The organism is Vallitalea okinawensis (assembly GCF_002964605.1).
Classification (GTDB): Bacteria; Bacillota; Clostridia; order Lachnospirales; family PQDH01; genus Vallitalea_A; species Vallitalea_A okinawensis.
The window spans coordinates 67,607-88,803 of the sequence record NZ_PQDH01000009.1; the positions used below are offsets into that span (position 1 = coordinate 67,607).

At 34.0% G+C, this 21,197-nt stretch carries 17 protein-coding genes; 3 read left to right on the forward strand and 14 right to left on the reverse strand.

Annotated features, from left to right (window positions below; translation table 11 throughout):
• Positions 1-97: 97 nt before the first annotated feature.
• The 9 genes from C1Y58_RS20460 to C1Y58_RS20500 form a co-directional block, all read right to left on the reverse strand.
• Positions 98-2,323, reverse strand: coding sequence for a helix-turn-helix transcriptional regulator (locus C1Y58_RS20460; protein WP_105618289.1), 2,226 nt, complete (start codon positions 2,321-2,323; stop codon positions 98-100).
• A 184-nt stretch (positions 2,324-2,507) separates the two neighbouring features.
• Complete coding sequence (locus C1Y58_RS20465; protein ID WP_157950218.1) at positions 2,508-4,127, reverse strand: extracellular solute-binding protein; 1,620 nt, start codon at positions 4,125-4,127, stop codon at positions 2,508-2,510.
• A gap of 89 nt (positions 4,128-4,216) precedes the next feature.
• A complete protein-coding gene (locus C1Y58_RS20470; RefSeq protein ID WP_105618292.1) occupies positions 4,217-5,092 on the reverse strand; it encodes a carbohydrate ABC transporter permease in 876 nt (291 codons plus the stop codon).
• Positions 5,093-5,105: 13 nt separating this feature from the next.
• Positions 5,106-6,059: an ABC transporter permease gene (locus C1Y58_RS20475; RefSeq protein WP_242985447.1), complete on the reverse strand. Its 954-nt coding sequence runs from the start codon at positions 6,057-6,059 to the stop codon at positions 5,106-5,108.
• Positions 6,060-6,346: 287 nt separating this feature from the next.
• Positions 6,347-8,224, reverse strand: a complete 1,878-nt coding sequence (locus tag C1Y58_RS20480) for a heparinase II/III domain-containing protein (protein ID WP_170311651.1) — start codon at positions 8,222-8,224, stop codon at positions 6,347-6,349.
• Positions 8,225-8,515: 291 nt separating this feature from the next.
• Positions 8,516-9,310: an ATP-dependent sacrificial sulfur transferase LarE gene (larE, locus tag C1Y58_RS20485; RefSeq protein WP_105618297.1), complete on the reverse strand. Its 795-nt coding sequence runs from the start codon at positions 9,308-9,310 to the stop codon at positions 8,516-8,518.
• A complete protein-coding gene (gene larC / locus C1Y58_RS20490; protein WP_105618299.1) occupies positions 9,303-10,505 on the reverse strand; it encodes a nickel pincer cofactor biosynthesis protein LarC in 1,203 nt (400 codons plus the stop codon). The genes larE and larC overlap by 8 nt, the downstream gene beginning before the upstream one ends.
• Positions 10,506-10,668: 163 nt before the next feature.
• Positions 10,669-10,941 carry a LiaF transmembrane domain-containing protein gene (locus C1Y58_RS20495; RefSeq protein WP_105618301.1) on the reverse strand — a complete coding sequence of 91 codons (273 nt, stop codon included), beginning with the start codon at positions 10,939-10,941 and terminating at the stop codon, positions 10,669-10,671.
• Positions 10,934-11,353: a PspC domain-containing protein gene (locus C1Y58_RS20500; RefSeq protein WP_157950219.1), complete on the reverse strand. Its 420-nt coding sequence runs from the start codon at positions 11,351-11,353 to the stop codon at positions 10,934-10,936. Before C1Y58_RS20500 ends, C1Y58_RS20495 begins: the two co-directional genes overlap by 8 nt.
• Before the next feature lie 372 nt (positions 11,354-11,725).
• Between C1Y58_RS20500 and C1Y58_RS20505 the strand changes: the two genes are divergently transcribed.
• From C1Y58_RS20505 to feoB, 3 genes are all read left to right on the forward strand, one after another.
• A complete protein-coding gene (locus C1Y58_RS20505; RefSeq protein ID WP_105618305.1) occupies positions 11,726-12,913 on the forward strand; it encodes an FprA family A-type flavoprotein in 1,188 nt (395 codons plus the stop codon).
• 340 nt (positions 12,914-13,253) lie between these two features.
• Positions 13,254-13,532: a FeoA family protein gene (locus C1Y58_RS20510; RefSeq protein ID WP_105618307.1), complete on the forward strand. Its 279-nt coding sequence runs from the start codon at positions 13,254-13,256 to the stop codon at positions 13,530-13,532.
• A gap of 9 nt (positions 13,533-13,541) precedes the next feature.
• Positions 13,542-15,359, forward strand: a complete 1,818-nt coding sequence (gene feoB / locus C1Y58_RS20515) for a ferrous iron transport protein B (RefSeq protein WP_105618310.1) — start codon at positions 13,542-13,544, stop codon at positions 15,357-15,359.
• A gap of 81 nt (positions 15,360-15,440) precedes the next feature.
• Here the strand turns inward: feoB and larB are convergent, their stop codons facing one another.
• The 5 genes from larB to pfkA form a co-directional block, all read right to left on the reverse strand.
• Positions 15,441-16,211 (reverse strand): nickel pincer cofactor biosynthesis protein LarB, encoded by a 771-nt coding sequence (gene larB / locus C1Y58_RS20520; protein WP_105618312.1) that lies wholly within the window; start codon positions 16,209-16,211, stop codon positions 15,441-15,443.
• A gap of 162 nt (positions 16,212-16,373) precedes the next feature.
• Positions 16,374-18,269: a DUF3604 domain-containing protein gene (locus C1Y58_RS20525; protein ID WP_105618314.1), complete on the reverse strand. Its 1,896-nt coding sequence runs from the start codon at positions 18,267-18,269 to the stop codon at positions 16,374-16,376.
• A gap of 238 nt (positions 18,270-18,507) precedes the next feature.
• Positions 18,508-19,680 (reverse strand): ROK family transcriptional regulator, encoded by a 1,173-nt coding sequence (locus C1Y58_RS20530; RefSeq protein WP_105618316.1) that lies wholly within the window; start codon positions 19,678-19,680, stop codon positions 18,508-18,510.
• A gap of 152 nt (positions 19,681-19,832) precedes the next feature.
• Positions 19,833-19,994 (reverse strand): rubredoxin, encoded by a 162-nt coding sequence (locus C1Y58_RS20535; RefSeq protein WP_105618318.1) that lies wholly within the window; start codon positions 19,992-19,994, stop codon positions 19,833-19,835.
• A 210-nt stretch (positions 19,995-20,204) separates the two neighbouring features.
• Positions 20,205-21,185: a 6-phosphofructokinase gene (gene pfkA / locus C1Y58_RS20540; protein ID WP_105618320.1), complete on the reverse strand. Its 981-nt coding sequence runs from the start codon at positions 21,183-21,185 to the stop codon at positions 20,205-20,207.
• Between the last annotated feature and the right edge of the window lie 12 nt (positions 21,186-21,197).

The following is a 21,197-nucleotide window of genomic DNA, read 5'->3' on the forward strand; positions in this document are numbered from 1 at the left end:
TTATTACACAGCTTAAGATTATATCATACATTCACTAATAACACAAGTACTTTATTATAAAATGACATGAACTACCAAGTCATACTGACTTAATAGCTTAATCTTCATCATCTTGCGTGTTTAATAACTTCAATTGTTGGTATTTTTTCGGTGTCATATCATACTTTTCTTTGAAAAGTTGAATAAAATATTGAGTAGAATTATAGCCTAACATATTGGATATTTCTTTAATGGTATATTTATTATCTTGTAAAAGTTCAATGGATTTATTTAACTTCTCTTCTCTAATGTACTGTGAAAAAGAACACCCTATAATACTCTTAAAATTCTTACTTAATGTATCATAACGTATTTCCAATAAGTCCGCTATTAATTGAAGAGATACATTATTGCATAAGTTGTTATCAATAATATGAATGATATCTTGTTTTAACTGATTATCTGGAGTTTTTACTTTATTTTCAACTGTTCTCAAGCCTTCTTCAATAATCGCCTTTAGAATTTCTTCTAATTCATAGATATCACTACTTTTCTTGACACAATTTCTTATATCATATCCTAACAACTCATCCAGCTCACATCCTAGTATCTTAAAGGCCCTTCTAATAGTAGAACAAACTTCGCGGCATGTATTCAAACAATAGTTATGGTGATATCTCCCATAACGAATGGCTTGAATAATATGTGTTAGCTCCTTTTGTACAGCTATTTTGTCCTTTAATAAGATGGATTTCTCTATGTTACCTATAATAAATTCTCGACTCCCCGTCAATTTAAAATTCTGGAATCCTTCCATCTCATAATCAAGAAATACGAGATCTGGCATGATATAAGCATACTCCAACCCTTCCAAAGCTTGATAATAGGAAGCAGCTATATCATCTTTATCACTTGTTGCCTCTTGTCCTATACTCAGAGATTCATGGTTTTGTAAATGAATAGTAATTTTCTTTATAATTGTGGACTTCTTCATCTTTTCCTTATTAAAATTAACGATACACTTAATTGTTTTATTTTCAATTAAAGTAAAGACTTTATAATATTTATCCTCTAATATAAGTTGATCTCTAATACGATTTAAATGATGATTGATCCTATTGTTCTCAGTTTCCATTTTTAGTTTGATGACCATTACAAAATATTGGGAATATTCCATGTATATAGGATCAAACCCCTTCTCATTGATGTCCTCAACAAGCATATTCCCCTCCATTATATTTCTTATATAGTTATTGAAGATAATTTGCTTATTTTGCTCCATCTCTTTTTCCAACTTTTCAAATCTTTCTAGAGTATAGGAAAGCTTATCTTTCACATAACCCGCCTCACTTCTCATTGTCTGATACTCATTATCAGTAGGTAATCTCTTTATAATAGAAAAAATTTGATTAATTGGACCATAGATGAATAAATTAATCGCTATAGACACCCCTATGCTCAATAAAATAAATACTATTGCTACTCCTATGTTTTCTAGTATAAACTTTTGGCTATTATAAACATTTTTCAAAGGTATATCATAGACATAAATCCAATCATTCATAAGACTTTCATCAAAAAAGATTATACGATCTATATCATCTTTATAAATAAAGTAGTTGACATCTTCTTTATTTTTACTTAGTAATTGTTCAATTACATTACTATTAATATTTCCTTCAATTTTTACACCGTCTTTGTTCACTATGGATAGGTGACTTTCCTCTTTTACAATCAATTCATTAGCATATGCCACAATATACTCTGTGTTGAGATGTATAGCTATTTTCCCTCGATTAATTGATGGTATGAAGGGTAAAGTCGCTACAAAAGTAGCCACCTCTCTGTCCAAGGGTTCATAATATCTCGTAGCTATCCAATATTCTGCCTTGTCGTAATTTTCTATATCATAAATCCAATCAACATAAGGCTTTGCTGCACTTGTATGATCGGATAATTTCTTATAAGATCCTGACAGAAAAATCATATTCTGTTGATTATAATAAATATCTAAACCTGAAATATGTTCATATGTATCAATAAGATTAATCATCCGTTCCTTCATTCGATATATTTTCACATTGCTCCATAGATAATCAGGATTATAAATACTGCCTTTAATCTCCTCATCATTAAGAATACGAGTGGATAACCCTTCAACTTGAGTAAGGATTTGCTGATCTATATTGGCACGTACTTGGTATATCTCTCCAACATACTCTTTTATGTTTAATTCTTTATAGCGCTGAAAAGCCTTATTATTCTGTACAATAGTAAAAATAAGCAAAATAAAAAATATAATATTCACATTGTATATAATCAATTTAAGCTTATATTTTTTCATACCTTCATCCCCTTAATATGACATTATTTGTCATATTATTCATTCCCACAACCCCATTATAGCAGATGGTTATCAATAAAAGCCATATTAAAATTTTGTATTTTTATGATCTTTAATCTATTAATGAGCACTTAATTTATATGAAAAAAGGGACGATTCATAACCGCCCCTAATCTTATTCCAATTATTCCATACCCATAGCAGATTTATATGCTGTTTGCATTTCATCTAATGTTTCTTGACCACCATTAGCTAAATAGGTTTCAACAAACTCATCAAAATAATCAATTGGTTTTTCTCCTGTTACAATAGAAATAAATGCTTCAGCTGCTATTCTTCTTAAGTCAGGCGCATACTTGGAGTAAGCATCTGTTGAAGGTACTTTAGGCTGAATATAACCTTCTGTACGACCTGCAGTTAATTGGACTGCTTCTTCTACTTGCTTAGGTTTAACTTTTGCATAGAAATCTGGATTAGTAACTGGTACAAATACACCCAAACCAAATGTATTTCCTTCTATACCTTCTGGTATTAAACCAACAAAAGTATCATAACCATTGATGTTTTCAATCTTATAGTGTTCGTTCTCAATACCTTTAAATGTCATTAAATAGTGTTCATAGTCCTTCATAGGCTCATTTGCAATCTCTAAAATCTTTTGTACTTTTGCTGGGTCTGAAGTTGCCTTTGTTGTAAACATATGTGTAGCTCCTACTTGGCCATCAGCATTTGTTCCCGAGTGACCATTTGGACCTACTGGTGGTAATCCAAATAATACTTCTGCATCCGGGTTATTAGCTTGGAGATTTTTAAATCTTTCTACTTCTCCTTTATCATTAGAATACCAATGACCTGGATTAGCACGGCCACTTAACCCAATTCTTCCGTTATAAAATGCTTGAGATTCAGACCAATGACCAGAAGTATGTTCACTGGTTACAAATTCAGGATCAATAATACCTTTTGCATACCAATCAGCTAAAGTAGCTAACGCTTCCTTTGTCTCTGGTTGTATACAAGCGAAGGTAGGTACACCGTCTTTTAATAATCTATTTGTACCGAACCATTCCATGGAACTTAAATGTCCAACACCATATGCACCAAAAACCATATTCATTGCAAAGTCAGACATACCGTAAGTATCTTTCTTACCATTACCATCTGGATCTTCATCTGCAAATTTTTGAAGCACCTCTTCAAATTCATCTATTGTGACTGGCGCTTTATCATATCCAAGGTTTTCTAACCAATCTTTTCTCCACATAACAAGACTTGGAAAATTACCTGTACTGGAAATTTCATGGTACCCATAATTTTTTCCTTCATACATGGTACGAATCCAGTTTGATCCATCCGGGAAAAGTTCTTCATATGTAGCATATAATTCTGGAGCATATTCTTTAATCGTTTCTTTAGGTACTTCTCCAGCCACCCCTTGCTTAACGTAGTTACCTAAACTACCACTTTTAGGTTTAAAGATATCTGGCATATCACCACCAGCAATTCTTACATTAATGGCTTGATCAAAACCTTCTCGAGGTAGGAACCAGACTTGCATATCCACGTTAAACTTTTCTTCTATATACTCTACTATAGGTGCACCCTCTTCAGGCTCTGCTTCTGGGTTGTAAGAAAGCCACTCAATAACCATCGGTTCTTCTTTTGCTTCTTTATTCTCTACTGTTTTATCAGCGTTACTGGTTTGGGTACCTGTTTGACTATTTGTATCTTCTTTTTCTGCACACCCTGCAAATAAAGATATACTTAATGTAATAACCAGTATAATGGATATCAATTTTTTCATCATAAAACCTCCCTATTTTCTATCATAATATTAATTACTTCAAATTGTAAATTCTTAATGCATCACCCCCACCAAAATTGATGTTTATATTACCCCTTAAGGGAACCTACCATAACACCTTTTACAAAATACTTTTGGATAAATGGGTAAACACAAAGAATGGGTACTGTGGCAACAAGTAATGCAGCCATTTTCATGGTTTCTGTATTAACGATAACTTGATCAATTTCAACTGCTCCCTCATCCACCTTGGTTCCTTCAAATAGAATCATTCGTAAAACATATTGAAGTAAATGCTTAGACCGGTCTGTCATGTATAGCATGCTTGAGAACCAACTGTTCCAATGACCGACACCATACCATAAAGCTATGGTAGCAATAATAGGTTTTGATAAGGGTAAAATAATGACTAAGAAAATACGAAATAATCCTGCACCGTCTACTCTAGCTGATTCTTCTAAACTACTTGGTAAACTCATAAAAAAGTTTCGTGTAATAATCATATTATAAGATCCAACTAACCCTGGCAAGATAAACACCCACATGGAGTTGATTAATCCCAAAGATTTATTCAGCATATAGGTTGGAATTAAACCACCACCAAAATACATGGTGAATACAATAAATGCTGTTATCATATTTCTACCAGGTAAGTTCTTTTTTGATAATGGATAAGCACCTAAGCAAGTAAAAAATACATTAATAGCTGTTCCTAAAATGGTAACCATAATGGTATTTTTATATCCTGTCCATAATAATGAATTATTAGCTATTTTACGATATCCCTCAAATGTAATTTCCTTTGGAAATAACTTCAAACCATAGCTTGTTACTTGAGCAGGTGGACTTAATGATATGGTTATGATCTGCATAAAAGGCAATATAATAGATATACATAAAATGATTAAAACGGAATAACTTATAAAATCAACGATATAATCGTCATAGGTCTTTTTAATTCTCATAATCCTCACCCCTCTACCAAATGGCATATTCTGAAACTCTTTTAGCTATACTGTTTGCAGTAATAACCAAAGCAAAAGAAATAATATTCTTAAATAAACCTACAGCTGTAGAATAACTGTACTGTAAGTTGACTAATCCCTGCTCATACGTATAGGTAGAGATAACGTCCCCTACAGAATAGACTTTCAGATTGAGAAGGTTATAGATTTGTTCAAAATTATCTTTAATGATACCTCCACAGGCAAAGATCAGCATAATCACCACTACTGGTTTCAATGATGGTAAAGTAATATATGTAATCTTTTGAATTCTCCTTGCACCATCAATAGATGCTGCTTCATAAAGTTGTGGATCAATACCACTGATAGCCGCCAAATAAATAATTGATCCCCAACCAACACCTTGCCAAATACCAGAAGCTACCAAAACAGTTCTGAACCAATTAGGGTCAGCAACAAAGTAGATTGGCTCTTGACCTAATAAGGTAAGGAAATAGTTAATAGGTCCTCTTGTTGGAGAAAGCATTTCAATAACAATCCCTGACACAATAACCCATGATAGGAAATGTGGCATATAACTAACTGTTTGAGCTACCTTTTTAAACTTAGCTGCTTTGATTTCATTAATAATTATAGCTAACAAAATTGGTGCTGGGAAACCCCATATCAACTTATAAAAACTGATAATAATCGTATTCCTAAATACAGGCCAAAAATATAACCCAGTAAACATGGTCTTAAAATGTTCAAGCCCAACCCATTCGCTACCCATGATACCTTTCAAAGGATAAAATTCTTTAAAAGTAATAATGATACCGTACATAGGTCCATATTTGAAAATTATAAAATAAATAAGAATAGGTAATAACATTAAATAATAGCCACCATATTTTTGCATAAGACTCTTTATGGATTGCTTCTTTGTCTTTTTTAGTTCACATTTTTGCTTGATTACTTTACTTTCCAAGCCAATCCCCCTTCATAAGCATTCGTTAATTTGTGTCAAAATCATCTTATCAACTTTCCATCCATAATAGAATCTATAAGAATAATCTACATTCAAAAAAACTGTAAAAATTGCCTATTTGCAAGGGGTGTCATAACTTTTATTTAAAATTTTTGATATGGTTTCAAAAAAGTGATATCAGTTATTTTAAAAGAACTTGCTGCATTTGACTACTAGCAAGTTCTTCATTTTAATAAGTCTTTTGGATCAATTGATTATACTTTTGACTTGACGGTGAATATCATTAATTAATTGTTCATATGAAATCTGTAACATACGATTTCTTCTTTAAAAGACCTTTTACTTATTAACTGTAACCGATAAAGAGTATTCCCCCAACTGTTGATTAGTTTGTTATCCGTTAAATCCATTTTTTCATAGATCATATCAAATAGGTGGGCGTCATATTCTAGGGTCACTAAATCTCCACCATCCACCTCTAATAAAAGGGTTCTTCCTTCATTTTGCACTGGTTTATTTTTCAACATGAATGTAAGACTAATTTCTTCTTCCTTCTTCAGCTTAAAATCTTCTACAACACTTACTGAAGAAGTCTTTCTATCCAACTGAACTTGCCTTATCCACTTTTCTACACCAGCTTCATCCGGATAAGCTCCGGCTATGTCTAAAGTCATACCGCTTGTATCCTCATAATCATAATAGCTAACATCCTTAGCTCTATATTCTATACCATTTATTTGTTCTACTCCTCCTATTATAGGTAGGTTATGATAAGCAGATTGTGTGTTCCATATGGTATAGCGATCAGGTCCAAAAGTTTTCTTTGTATAGCTTTTTGCACCTACATCTATTACTAAGGGTTCTCCGTTATAAGATACAATGAAATGCCCCACATCATTATGATTGTGACTCTCCTCATTGTACCCACCTTTCATACCTACAAAGAACCCCTTACCTTTCTCCTCCATTTCTCTTGTAACAAGGACTTGGATATCCTTAAAGATAGAAGTCTTACCGTTCAGTGATGGTTGTGGCTCATAGGTAATCATTTCATCAATATTGAATAGATAAGGCAGCCCTCTTAGTACGCCAAAATTTGCAGCACAACGCATACCAATCTTATCGTATAAAGAACGTCCTAAATTCATCATCTCTATACTGTTCACATCTTTACCATAGCGGAAAATCAATTCATATTCAGGATTAAGATAAGGTCCACTATCCGCAAAATTAAAGAAATAGTTGGACACAATGTTCACTTTAGCAGGGAATTCTCCAACCCTTTTCACTTTTTGATTTGAATAAAAATTTAACTTACCCTTCGTCGCTCTATTAATAATATCTATACAATCATGTAATGATCCAGCTGCCCTTCCCCAATAAGTAGGACCTTCATCACATCCTCCATCTTCACCATAGATATTAAGGAAGTTATCCATAATCTGGAGGGTTTTATACATAGCTTCAGCTTTTAAGTGAATATCTTCTTCCACAAGCAGTATGGTCATCATACAATTAGATGCGCACCAAGGAGCCCAGTTATTCACTTTTTTACTTCCAAAACCCATCCACCACCATTGACGATTATAGATATAAGGCGTAATAATTCTTCTCTTTAATTCACTATAAATTCTTTGACAGATGACTGGTGATATATCATCCAACTTTTCTTTTAATAAATGGTATGTAAATCCTAGCAAGACAGCAATTTCACCAGCCGCTAAATCAATGGCTTCTTGATCATGTCTCGGAAGAAGAGGTCCATCTTTTTCTGGTCTTCTATATAAATAGTAATGCTCAGGAGGAACCCATGATGTCTGCTCACATAAAAGCCAGACTGCGTTGATAATATCATTTAAGTATGTACCTTGGTTTTCAATACATTCTGCTAATAATAGATGAGTTAATGCTGTCCTTCTTAAACCTTCCGGTTCATTATAATGACTTCTTTTACCCGTCACTCTATAATTGAGTATGTCCGTAGCTTGAATAGCTGGCAGCATAAATCCTACATATTGCTGAGCATTCTCTATAACAAAATCCTTTGCTTTCTGGTTTACTCCCTCCCACTCTTTCCTTTCTTTAATGGATGGATAAGGCTGAAACTTACCTGCTTCTTGTAAAATAATAATAAGCTCTTCATATGTTACATCTTTTGAAAACATGTCTTTATGCCTTCCTTTCATTTATGTCTTAGTTAGATTCTATCACCCCTATAATTTAGAAACTATCTACAAAAATTTGCGCCTCTTACTTCTAACGAGACTGATGTAGAAATCCTGCTTCAAACAGCTACCTAGCTAAAAAGTAACATGCTATCAAATAATTGATAGAGCTAAAGTCGTCTTCCTTTGGAAATTTGTATCCTTAGGAAAGTTTCCTTGATATTAACTATTTGATTTTGATTAATCGATTGAATTATATGATTTTCCTGTAAGACAAAAAAAACAGCACCTCTAAAGATGCTGTTCACCATTAAAACTTCCCATTTTATAACCTTCCATATCCAATGTTACATATTTAAAACCAGTAGCTTTTATATCTTGTGAAATTTTCTTCATTAATTCTTGATCAAATAATTGACTCATCCTATTGCTATCTACTTCTATTCTTGCTAAGTCACCATGTTTTCTTACTCTTACAGCCTTAAAGTCATAACTAAACAATACCTTTTCAGCTTCTTCAATCATTTTAATAGCTTCTATTTCCAGCTTTGTTCCAAAGGGTAAACGTGTTAATAGACAAGCATAGGCAGGTTTATTCCATGTGGGTAAGCCCAAGGATTGGGACATGGACCTAATATCATTCTTTGTCCATTTACATTCTAATAAAGGACTTCTTATACCTAACTCTTGAAGAGCCTTCATTCCCGGACGGTAGTCTTTTGTGTCATCAAAATTACTTCCGTCTATGACATAATTATATCCTTCTTTCATGGCTTTCTCTTTGATCTTAGTGAAAATATAGGTTTTACACAGATAACAGCGTTCTTTTGGATTATCCTTGATAGCATCCATGATACCCACTTCAATAAAATCATGAGTGACACCCATAATCTCAGACATATTTTTCGATTCCTCTAATTCCCAACCTGGTATATAGGGTGATTTCACTGTCACTGCTTTTACCTGATCACCTAGAGCATCCTTTGCAGCTCTTAGTAAAAAAGTACTATCTACACCTCCAGAAAAAGCAACGAGAACACTGCCTAGCTCTTGTAAGTGGTCAATTAATTGACTATACTTATTCATCTTTTCCTCCATTATTTACGGCTTCATAAACCTTTCTTATGGGAATATTGTACTTGATGGCTAGCTTCTTACATTCATCATATTCTGGTTTTTGCTTGATGACTTCTCCATTGAAAATAGCTTGTTTAACGGAAATTGGACCAAATTTTGTTTCTACCTTTTGTAACTGTCGCTTAAGCATGATCTTTTTCACGTCAAACTGACGTACACCTAAGGTTGTTGTTTCTAATAGTAAGATCTTCTTAATTAATTCTACTTGTTTCTTTGAGGTTAATACACTTAACTTGACAGCTGGACGACCTTTTTTCATTAAAATATTGGTCTTGGTGACATCCAATGCTCCTCCCTCAAATAACTTTTCTTCTATATAACCGTACCATTCTGGGTTCATATCATCGATGTTGGCTTCGAGAATGATTTGATGGTCTTCAACATAATCAGCAACACATTTTTTTTCATCTTCAGCTAAATAAACCCTCAGTACATTAGGAATTGCAAAGTCTTTGGTTCCTACTCCATAGCCAATCTTCATGATTTGAAATTGTTTCTTATCAGAATACTCATGAACGTTAGCTTTCAAAATGGCTGCACCTGTAGGAGTTGTGGCTTCGCCGTCTATACCACCTATGTTGATAGGAATCCCCTTTAAGATTTCTACTGTTGCTGGAGCCGGCACTGGTATTGTACCATGGGCACACTTCACAAAACCTGAACCTACCTCTATTGAAGAGGCTAGGACACGGTCAACTTGTAGATATTCTAAACATATAGCCGCACCTACCATATCAACAATTGCATCGACGGCACCAACTTCATGAAAATGAATTTCATCCATGGTCTTTCCATGTACTTTAGCCTCAGCTTTTGCCACTTCCACAAACATAGCCATACTTCTTTGCTTAACAGCATTACTCAACTTGCTTCCATTAATAATTTCACGTATGTCCTTTAAATGGCGATGATGGTGATGGTGGTGTTCTCCTTGGTGATGGTGTTCTTTAAGGATAACATCAACTTTTGTTCCTTCAATGCCCATCTTATTTCTTTTGGAAACGGATAATTCAAATTCATCTCTAATTGAAAGCTGACTTAGTGCCTCTCTTAGATGTCCTTCATCTACACCTAAATCTAGTAAAGCTCCTAAGTTCATATCTCCACTAATACCAGCAAAACAATCATAATAAAGTACACGCATTAAAGACACTCCTCCTCAATAACTTCTTTACTTAGCAATCTATTGATTATTCTCAAACAAGCTTCTTGATAAGATTAAAAAGGTACATGAACCTGAATCATGTACCCTATAATTCTTTATTTTATTTACTTGATATGGTTAGTAGATGTAAGACATTTAATAACTAGCATATGGACATTATCTGTGATACTGATCCAAAAAGATCTGGGTACATTGTATAACCAACTAATACTAAAGCAGCATAAGCAACTATACTGGCCCATTTAACCCATTCATTCTTGAAAATTACATTGATACCAATGAGAATTAAGATGACTGGCCACATATCAATAGCATAACTAATCACATGAGAGTCGATAAGATCTAAACTCATCAATAAAAAGACTACCCCTACTATTATTAATAAAAGACCATTAGTCACTTTTTGTTTATTCATTTGAATTCCCCCTCTTACCAGTAATAATAACATAGCATCCAAGTAAAATTAATGCCACCGAAATAACAATATCAAAACCTAAAAATTGCGGGAAAATAATCTCAAGTAAGAAGTAAGCTCCTGCTACAATAAAAACTAAACCAGCTAACATATTACGATTTTTAGGATCTATTCCACGTTTCTCACCATTATGGCCATTATTGATTTCAACATCAATAATATATTCCCCATTATTAGAAGGGATGATTAAAGCCATAACTAAATAGATTAAAATACCTATACCATCTAAAAAACTAGCTAAAACAAAAATAATTCGAATAATACTTGGATCTACACCTAAGTACTCTCCAAGCCCACCACAAACACCAAACATGATTTTATTATTTCTAGACTTATATAATTTCTCTCTCATAAACCAACCTCCCATTCAATGACCTTAATCACTATCCTTATTTTATCAAACTTTTCCAATTTGAGAAACCCCTAATCTTAACGATTCTCCTATTTTACTACAATTAGATATCAGATAATATACTTTTTATCGATCGAAAAAATCTTATTTAATAAAACCTCTCCCTGCGGGTAAAAATAAAAATATATGGCTTAAACAAGTAATAGGACAAAGTTCTTAAAAACAGTTGACGACAATTAAATTTTGTGTTAAATTATTGTTAGGGAATAATGATTATCGACTAATAATTGTCTTAAATTTATCAATCTTCTTTTAGTGACCATTGATAACTTTACTGTGCAATTCTTATAAATATGGAAGGGACGTGGATTTATGAAAGCATTAGAGGTTAAAAAAGGAACTTATTGGGTAGGTGCTCAAGACCCTGATTTAAGAGTTTTTGATATAATTATGTATACAGAATACGGTACATCTTATAACTCTTACATTGTTAAAGGATCAGATAAAACAGCTTTATTTGAAACAGCCAAAAATAAATTTAAAGATGATTGGTTTGCTCGCATTGAGGATGTTACAAGCTATGAGGATATTGACTATATCATATTGGACCATACAGAGCCAGATCACGCTGGTTCCCTTGAATTTATTGTAGATAAATGTCCTAATGCTACTGTTATTGGTAGTACATCAGCAGTAAACTATCTTAAAGATATCACCAATAAACCTTTTAAGTTTCAGGCTGTAAAAGATGGTGATGAAATCAGTTTAGGCGACAAAACAATTCGTTTTTACTTAGTTCCATTCCTTCACTGGCCAGACAGCATGTACTCCTATGTGGTGGAAGATAAGACCCTAATCACATGCGATTCCTTTGGTTGTCATTATAGTGATGATCGTGTATTCAATGATTTAATCGAAGGCGACTTCCTTGATGCTTACAAATACTATTTCGATATGATTATGGGACCTTTTAAACCTTATGTATTGAAAGCCCTTAATAAAATTAAAGATTTAGAAGTCGATACTGTTTGTCCAGGTCATGGTCCAGTTCTAAGAGAAGATATTAAAAAGTATATGGATCTCTATAGAGAATGGGCAACAACTATTGAACGAGAAAAAGGCAGCATCGTTATTGCTTATGTATCTGCCTATGGCTATACAGAGAAGTTAGCAAAAAGGATAGCAGAAGGTATTGAATCTGTCTCCGATTACGATGTTCTCACCTATGATATGGTAACATCAGATCAAGATGATGTCCTAAAAGAAATTAATATGGCAAAAGGTTTACTCCTTGGTTCACCTACTATTGTAGCTGATGCGTTACCTCCAATCTGGGGAATTCTCACATCACTGAATCCAGTTATTAATAAAGGTTTAATCTCCGGAGCATTTGGATCCTATGGTTGGAGTGGTGAAGCAGTGCCTAATATTGAAGGTCGTTTAAAACAATTAAAATTTAAGATTCCTGTAGAAGGACTTCGTATTAAATTCAACCCAAGTAAAAGCGACTTAGAAAAAGCCTTTGAGTTTGGTGTACAATTTGGAAATGAAGTAAAATAAGGATGGCGATAGCCATTCTTTTTTTCTTTTTTTCTTTTTTTTCTTTTTTTACTTTCTAGCCTTCTCCATGCAATTCAAACTATGTGGTATTATACACATATTAAACATATAATATTACAAAACGGTATTGACACATGTTATCACTTGTAATATAATTTCACTAGCAATATTATCATGCCATTATTATGTCTTAAAGTTCATACATACAAGAAAAGTGATTAACCTCACGTTTCAAGTATGTACAGGGAAGTATGGTTATACTTTGTCTTATAATATTACATATTTGTTTCCAACACTATAAAATAGATGATTTTAAAATAGAATCTTTGAGGTGAGTCACATGAGATTGTCCGAAGTAAAAGCAGGGGATACAATTGAAATAACTTCATTACCTAACCCTATTATTCGAGCTCAGGCCATTCGTTTAGGCATCTATGAAGGTGCTGTTATACGCTGTAGTGAAAAAATTAACAAGGGTCCAGTAATATTACAGAACCGTTTACAAGAAATAGCTATAGGTCATAAGCTAGCTTCTCAAATCATTGTTGAGATAATAACGGATCACCGTTCTGCAAAAAACGAAAAGAAAGGACCTAGCTTAAGCTATGGGTATAAATAGGTGAACAATATGGCAGCTAAGAAACTTGTTCTAGCAGGTAATCCTAATGTAGGTAAATCTGTATTTTTTAATGCCTTAACTGGTATCTATGTAGATGTATCCAACTATCCTGGTACAACTGTTGACATAAGTAAAGGTAAATATAATGACTACGAAGTTATCGATACACCAGGTGTATACGGCGTCTCTTCCTTTAATGATGAAGAAAGAGTCGCAAGAGATGTTATCTTACAAGCAGACTTAATACTTAATGTTGTAGATGCTGTCCATTTAGATCGTGATTTATTCTTAACACAACAATTAATTGATATGGGCAAACCTGTTATTGTTGCATTAAATATGATGGATGAGGTTGAACATAACGGTTTAACTATTGATATTCCCTTAATGGAAGAGCTTTTAGGTGTACCTATTATACCAACAGTTGCTCCTAAAAAGAAAGGCTTCGAGGCACTAAAGAAAAATCTTGGTCAAGCTTCTACTGGGAATAAAATTGTAGGAATAAAAGATTATCTCGCTAAATATGAGAATACAGTTGATCATGCATCAGAAGCATTAATGATTCTTGAGGAAGACGAAGAAATTATTGCAAAGTATAACGTTAACGGCGGCACTTTACGTGATAAAATCTATTCTCAAAGGCGTACCCGTATTAATAACGTTATTGATCTCACCCTAAAAGAGATGGCTCTAAATATCAGTTTTAAGCAAAAGCTAAGCAAATGGATGCTTAGACCTGTTACAGGTGTTCCTATCCTTCTTGCAACTTTAATTTTCATGTATTTCTTTCTAGGTGATTTCATCGCTCAAGATATCGTTGGCGTTACTGAAGAGCTTATTATGGGAACTTGGTACTATGAATTTATTATGTCTATCATTGGACCTTTCTTCACTGAAGGCAGCTTCTTTTTTGAGCTACTCATCGGTGAATCTGGTCTCTTAACCATGGTACCTACATACGTACTAGGGTTATTACTACCTTTAGTAGTTGGTTTCTATTTCTTATTAGCACTATTAGAAGACTCCGGCTACTTACCTAGAATTGCGGCTTTATTAGATAAAACATTAACCAAGATAGGTCTTAATGGAAAAGCAGTCATTCCTATGATATTAGGCTTTGGTTGCGTTACAATGGCTACTATTACCACAAGAATTCTAGGTAGCAAAAGAGAACGTTTCATTGCAACCATGTTATTAACGTTAGCTATTCCATGCTCAGCACAATTAGGAGTTATTGTCGTAATGGCTTCTAGCCTTGCACCACAATTAACCTTGGCTTATGTATTGACTATCATAGCTGTTTTTGTCGTTGTTGGTTTAGCTCTCAATAAATTAATGCCCGGCGAATCAACAGACTTATTAATCGATATTCCACCACTTCGATTGCCTCGAATCGGAAATGTATTATCAAAGACTTGGACAAAATCATGGCACTTTTTAACAGAAGCTACACCTTTATTCATGATCGGAGCCGTATTGATTACATTACTTCAGTTCTTTAATATTTTAGCAAGTATTCAAAACGCATTAGCACCAATTGTCGTTAGCTTATTGAGATTACCTAAAGAAGTAACGACGCCTTTTATCATGGGAATTATCCGTAGAGACTTCGGCGCTGCTGGTCTATTCACATTAACTGAGCAAGGTTTATTAAGCCCTGAACAAACTGTTGTAGCCTTAGTTGTTATTACATTGTTCGTACCTTGTATTGCAGCAGCTCTTGTACTCTTTAAGGAAAGAGGCTGGAAACATGCTGTTGCCATTTGGGTTGGTAGTTTTGCCATCGCTTTTGCAACAGGTGGTCTTCTAGCAGCTTTGTTAGTTTAATTACATTAATATAACGATTAAGGTATTACCTTCATTGCATCATTCAATGGAAGTAATACCTTTTTTATTTCTATAGATTTTTTAATCCACTTTTCCAGCTAACTCAATTTGCCTATTAATAGTACTGGCTAGATAACCACCACCAAATCCATTATCAATATTAACGACCCCTATGCCACTTGCACAACTGTTGAGCATGGTAAGTAACGCAGATATGCCGCCTAAGTTAGCTCCATAACCAACACTAGTGGGAACAGCGATAACAGGTTTATCCACTAATCCACCCACTACGCTGGCCAAAGCGCCTTCCATACCAGCAACAGTAACAATGACACTTGCTTCATTTAGTTTATCTATATTGGAGAGTAGGCGATGTATTCCTGCTACCCCAACATCGTACAATCTTTCCACAGTATTGCCTAGCATTTCAGCAGTAATTGCCGCCTCCTCTGATACAGGAATATCAGAAGTTCCAGCTGTCATAACTAGTATTTTATGCCGACTAGCAACAATTTCTTGCTGTTTAATCGTGATCATTCTTGCAAGCTCATGATATTCAGCATGATCAGCTATTTTCTTTACAGCCTCAAAGACCTCTCTTGTTGCTCGAGTTGCTAATACATTAGAGCCTCTATTTATCATTTTTTCAACAATACCTACTACATGCTCTGTGGCTTTACCTTCACAGTATATAACTTCTGGGTAGCCATTTCTTAAACCTCTATGATGATCAATTTTAGCATACCCTAAATCTTCAAAAGGTAGGTTTTTTAATGATTTCATGGCATCTTCTACTTCAACCTTACCTTCTTTAACTTGATTCAGAATTACCTCAATATTCTTATCAGTCATCCTTTGCCTCCTCCTAAACATTCTACACTTTAATTAACTGAGCAGCCTTTTCCCGTTTACGTCATTCATATTACAAATATAGATCTTCTTGACCCCTATAAGACCAGTATACCAAAGTCCTTCCTTAACTACCACTAGTTACAAAAGCTATGAACCTTATACTTATACAAACCATATAGGACTGGTCCAAGCAATATGCCCATCTATCTGGGTTAAGCGAACATAATAATAGGTATCTTCTTCTATTACCTCGCTATCCCTGAGTTCAAGTTTAGCCCATTGTTTATCGATAGCTTCCTTTATATGAACTTCACCATTTTTTATAATTTCAATTTGCTTAATATCTTTCGGTGCCACAGCTTTTATGTTAATAATCTTCGTCTTTCTCCTCTCACCTGATACTACTTCTCCTATAGAATACTCATTAATACTGTAGTCTATAACTATCCTGGGATGTGTAGAAGCTATTGTTTTCCTACTGCACAACCCTCTGTATATCTCTTCACGGTTGAGACCTTTAGCATATACTGCTGTAACTCCACCATATCCAGGATTACCATCGTGTCCATCACTGCTAGCTGTTATACCCCACCTTTTACCTCTGTTCAAAAAATCAACCAAAGTATTTCCTTTAACATTAGATTTTGCTTTTAAAATCATAGGATGACCACCGTATTCGAATCTTCCCCACTGACTAGAAAATACCTCTGCTAATCTTTCATTCTCACTGCTTAATTCCCAATGACTAATATCAAAACCAGCATATTTTTTTTCTTGCTGATCTTTAGATATCCGTCCACCACAGTAGCGATGAAAATGAGGAATTGTTAAGTGCTCTTTATCTCTATAATAATTCCAGACATCAGGAATATCTTTTACATCAGCAGCAGGGTATGGATATTCTGCTAAAGATTCTTTGAATAATACGACGGTATCGCCCCTCTGACTATGAAATTCAAATCCCGGAAATGTTACTAGTTTGTCTTTTTCATAATATTTATCTGCTTCCTCACCAATCTTGCTCCACGTTGCTTTATTAATATTCACACTTCTATCTTCGTTGAATTCAAATGTTTGTTCTGACATACAAATAAAGTCTAAATGAGATACTTCTTTAGCATACTGATAACCTACTTTGGGAGATGCTCCTCCATCATTATCTCTTATATTTGCTGTAAGGTTGGAATGAATATGAATGTCTCCCCAAAATAATTTCTCATCACTTTTTTTACACATCATAACAGCTTTGTCTACCCTTAAGTCTTGATGATTTTTCACAGTGATCTCATAAAAACCTTCTTCTTTAATTACAGCTTTATAGACCTTATCTTTATATTCAACTAAGCCCTTCTTCTCACCTTCCAATTCTTCTATTTCTAATTGCCATTGACCGATATTATCATCCTCAAAGATAGGGTTATTAAATCGATCTACTACATTAATATCTATTTCAAAAGCTTTCCCTGGCTGAATTACAGAAGGTGCTTTCAACAAGATACTTTTAGGCTGATCTGGTATAAGTTTAATTTTTGGAAATGCTTGAACCTCTTCATAATTACCATTGCCTAACTGATCTATCCAAACTCTATTATGCAAATAAGTCCCCTCTTTTTTAAAAGCTAATTGTCCTACTCTTGTAGGAGGACAATCCCCCTCTAACCATGGTCGATGAATCCCCCCAAAAACAATATGGATTTTTTCTCCTTCATTTAAGCCATTTAATAAAGTAATGATCGCAATTCTATTACTATCAGGCCATCTTTTAATATGATTAAAAGCTGAAGATACCTTTTCGATTCGAGTTTCAACTTGTATGCCATCATCTTCCCCTATAGCGTAAAGATAATTGGGCTTCCAATAATCATAGGCTTGCAAATATTCTTCTGTACGTTGATGTTGATAAGGCGGCACTAATATTTTCAGAGAGCCTCCCTGGTTGATTCCACCCTTAATGGCTGTGTAAGTTATTTTCCATTCTAGCTCGCTATCAACAATTAATTCAGTCTGTACTTCTACATCAAAAAATCCAGAATCATTTTTATATGTATATCTATTCATTATATCACTCCCTTCATCTCTTCACAGTTGTCACATATCTACGCTTTATCAATTCATACATTCTTTACTCCATTGAAACCCTATTCACTTCTGCATGCTCAATAACACTTTAATATTCGTCTATCTTTATTATTACACTATCACATATTTGATTTATTTTCAATATGAAATTAATATATCAATATAAAAACCACCTTAACTAAAATAGCCAAGATGGTACTGCCTAATTGCTTTATAACTATACATTAAATACTTTGTTCATAACCAAGGCCGTTGCGCTGTAATCAATCATCACCTTTTCTTTTGATCGAACAATCCATTCTATATCATTTAATTTGGGATCAAATACAAGATTTCCAACGTGATCTTTTAGAATACTTAAGGCTTCCTCATAATAGTCAAATATTTCTCCTGATAGAACAATAATATCCGGATTAATAATCACTAATAAATTATTTATGGCATTGGCAAGTTTAATAAGCACATTATGAATAACCTCAATGCCAACACTGTCATTATTATTTGCTAGTTGACTTATAGCCCTTACATCAACATTCTTTCCATCACCCGACTTGTCCCTAAAAGCTTTTTCAATTGCTGATTTGGAGCAATAAGCCTCTAGATGACCTTTTCTTCCACAATAACATTCATCACCATCTGGTTCTACCAGCATATGGCCAATTTTAGCTGCAAGATTGGATTTACCCCTTACTACATGCCCATTACAGATAATACTGCCCCCAACGCCCTCTCCAAAATAGATATATAGAAGATTTTTCTTTCGGGCATTAGATGGGTCCATAGCTATATATTCGTTAATCAATTCTGTATTGATACTGTATTCCATAATAATCTCACAAGAGTACCTCTCTTTTAAGTAACTTATAATAGGTACTTGTTTGATGCCTTTTTTGATATTAAAAATTTGCCCTGACTTAAAATCTAAGGCTCCTCTTGATGCAATACCTATCCCCAGAAGTTTCTCTTGGTCAATCTTTGACTGTTTTATTGAAAATGAGATCATATTGTCTAATTCATCTAGAAATTGACTTTCTTCATCAATATGTGTAATGCTTCTGCTTTCCTTATAAATGATTTCTGAACCAAGATTCGTTATACAAAGCTTCAGATTGCTTTTAGCTATATGAATCCCAATAATGAATCTTGCATTTTTATTGGCTATAAGATGAATAGGCTTCCTTCCAACATATGTTTCTTCTTTCCCTATTTCCCTTACTAAGTTTTCTTTCCTTAAACTTTCCACAATCCTTGTTACGGAGGGTGCTGATAGTTTAAGCTTCTTTTCTATATCTGTTCTTGAAATAGGTCCATCTCTTAATATCAACCGAAAAACCTTTATCTTGTTCCGTGACTTCATCTGAGATTTACCCTTTTTCTCTACTTTAAACAAAGTAATCTCCTCCACACTTGGGGTTCAAAGTTAAAACTGAATGTATATTAATCTTATACAAAAAATAGAAATTAATCAATAGCCAATGCATTTTTAATAAATGCTTAAAAAACCTTCATAACTGAAGTTATGAAGGTTTTTGTATTGGCTAACTATTCAACTTTTTCAAATTGATCTTTTCCTACAAAGCATAGTGGACAAACCCACTCTTCAGGAACTTTTTCCCATGGTGTTCCAACTTCTACTCCGTTATCAGGATCTCCAATCTCTGGGTCATAAACCCATCCGCACACAACGCATACCCACTTATCCATAATCATTTCTCCTTCCAACTTTTAATTTATCTATTGATTATTATTTAGTAATAATTATTATCTAATAATAATATATCATAGAATGTAATTTTTGTCAAAGGTAAAATGAAATAATCTTACACCATCATATGACATTGTCCAAACTATGTATGTTAAAATCGGAATAGGAAAGTACAAAAAAAGCTAAGGAAATTTTCCTTAGCTTTTTATTTAATATCTTGATACAACCTTATTGATTTCGTATAGGCTCATATCAACAGATTTGTCCATTGCTAAACCTTCGTTAATATCGAAGTCCACGTATTCATTATTTTTATAAGCTACAACGCGGTTAGATTTACCGTCAATTAAGAGTTCAACAGCTTTAACACCCATAGCAGATGCATGCTTAATTTCTAGGGCAGTTGGTGTACCACCTCTTTGAATATGACCTAAGATTGTAGCTCTCGTTTCAATACCTGTTACATTTTCAATCTCTTTTGCTAGATCTTGAGATCCACCAACACCTTCAGCTACAATAACGATGTTGTGACTCTTACCTTGGTGACGATTATCAATAATTCTTCTAATAACTTTTTCTTTAGAATAATCATCTTTTTTCTCAGGAATTAATACAACGTCCGCTCCTGAAGCTAATCCACACCATACAGCAATATGACCTGAGTCACGGCCCATTACCTCTACTACAGAACATCTTTCATGAGATGAAGATGTGTCTCTTAATTTGTTAAGAGCGTCTACAGCTACGTTAACTGCTGTGTCAAAACCGATGGTATAGTCTGTACAAGCAATGTCTAAGTCGATAGTACCAGGAATACCGATTGTGTTGATGCCTAGATTGGCTAATTTCTGAGCTCCTTGGAAGGAACCATCACCACCAATGACAACTAAACCTTCGATACCAAACACTTTACACATTTCAGCACCACGTTTTTGTACTTCAAGTTTTTTAAATTCTGGGCATCTTGCAGAATAAAGAATCGTTCCACCTCTATGAATGATATCAGAAACATTCTTTGGTCCCATTTCAAAGATATCACCATTGATTAAACCTTCGTATCCTCTACGAATACCCATAACACGTAGTCCCTTATTTAATGCGGCACGAACAACTGCACGAATTGTAGCGTTCATACCAGGTGCATCACCACCACTGGTTAATACACCAATTGTTTTAATTTCCTTGCTCATTTTATTTACCTC